The organism is Cohnella thermotolerans DSM 17683 (assembly GCF_000429825.1).
GTDB classification, from domain to species: domain Bacteria; phylum Bacillota; class Bacilli; order Paenibacillales; family Paenibacillaceae; genus Cohnella; species Cohnella thermotolerans.
The window spans coordinates 1-1402 of sequence record NZ_AUCP01000148.1 but is presented as its reverse complement, the minus strand read 5'-3'; the positions used below and the strand labels follow the sequence as shown (position 1 = coordinate 1402).

The 1402-nt window shown below is 52.6% G+C and carries 1 protein-coding gene and 1 pseudogene; one reads left to right on the top strand and one right to left on the bottom strand.

What is annotated here, in order from left to right; genetic code table 11:
- A pseudogene (locus G485_RS31045) lies at nt 1-1079 on the top strand (group II intron maturase-specific domain-containing protein); the annotation flags it as partial.
- Nucleotides 1080-1213: 134 nt separating this feature from the next.
- Here the strand turns inward: G485_RS31045 and G485_RS30685 are convergent.
- Nucleotides 1214-1402: hypothetical protein (locus tag G485_RS30685; RefSeq protein ID WP_205620166.1), on the bottom strand; the 189-nt coding region annotated here is incomplete at its 5' end.

Sequence of the window (1402 nt, the reverse complement as noted above, 5' to 3'; positions counted from 1 at the left end):
GCCCAAATCGCCCCTTCCTCTCGCGAAGACCAAAGCGACTTGTTGGAGCGAATGCTCGAAGGAGGAAACCTTCGGCTCGCCTACAAGCGATTGGTTCAAAACGGAGGAGTGCCCGGGGTGGACGGTGTAACGGTAGCCGAGCTACAAGCTTACCTGAAAACCCACTGGTCAGCGGTGAAAACCGAACTCCTCGCGTGAACCTACAGACCTGAGCCCGTTAAACGGGTGGAAATCCCCAAACCCGTAGGCGGCGTACGGCTGCTAGGCATCCCGACCGTGATGGACCGATTCCTCCAACAAGCGCTTCTGCAAGTGATGAATCCGATCTTCGACAAGCCCAAAGATACATCCAGAGTGGACTGCGCTGGGGGGTGGACATGGACCTGGAGAAGTTCTTCGACCGGGTAAATCACGACAAGCTCAGGGCGAGAGTGGCGGGTAGGGTGAAGGATAAGCGAGTCCTGAAACTCATCCGAGCTGAACTTCGTCCGGTACGCGGACGATTGCAACATCTTCGTCGCAAGCAAGCGCGCGGGAGAAAGCGTATTGGATGCGGTGACACACTTTGTGGAAGGAACGCTGAAACTGAAAGTGAACCGGGAAAAGAGTGCGGTAGACCGGCCGTGGATCCGCAAGTTCCTTGGTTTTCTGTCGAACCCACAGGCGACGATTCGGCTAGCACCGAAGACGATCTCCCGATTCAAGGAGAGGATCCGAGAGATAACGAGCCGGACGCGGTCAATGTTGATGGAAGAACGCTTTACACGCCTTAACCGCTATCTCATGAGCTGGATTGGCTATTTCTGGCTAGCTTCTGCAAAGAACCACTGTGAGAAACTCGACCAATGGATTCGAAGGCGGCTTCGGATGTGTCTATGGAAACAGTAGAAGCGAGTGCGTACACGCATTCGTGAACTGCGAGCACTAGGCGTGCCAGACTGGGTGTGTTTCGTTACAGCGAACTCCCCCGCGAGGTCCGTGGGAAATGTCCCGGAACATAAACAACGCCCTCCCGACTTCCTACTGGGAAGCGAGAGGGCTGAAAAAGTCTGCTTTCACGCTATAAGGAGCTTCGTTAACCTTTTGGAACCGCCGTATGCGACCCGCATGTACGGTGGTGTGAGAGGACAGGGGTTAGCCGCCCCTCCTACTAGATTTTAATTAACTTATAAATTTTTATGTTACATTTCCCGGGCTGTTCAGTAAGTTCCACTTATACGAATTGCAGCCTGCCGGAACCGGAACGAGAAAATAGTAAAAAATGACGGCCTTGACGTGAAGAAAAGATATGAAAATTGATGCAACATTCCTGAATCCGTGACAAACTTAAGTCCACTCCGCCAGAGAGGGCAGTATATGGAAAAAAGTAATCGGAAATCCCCCCATCAGCTAAAGATTCGTG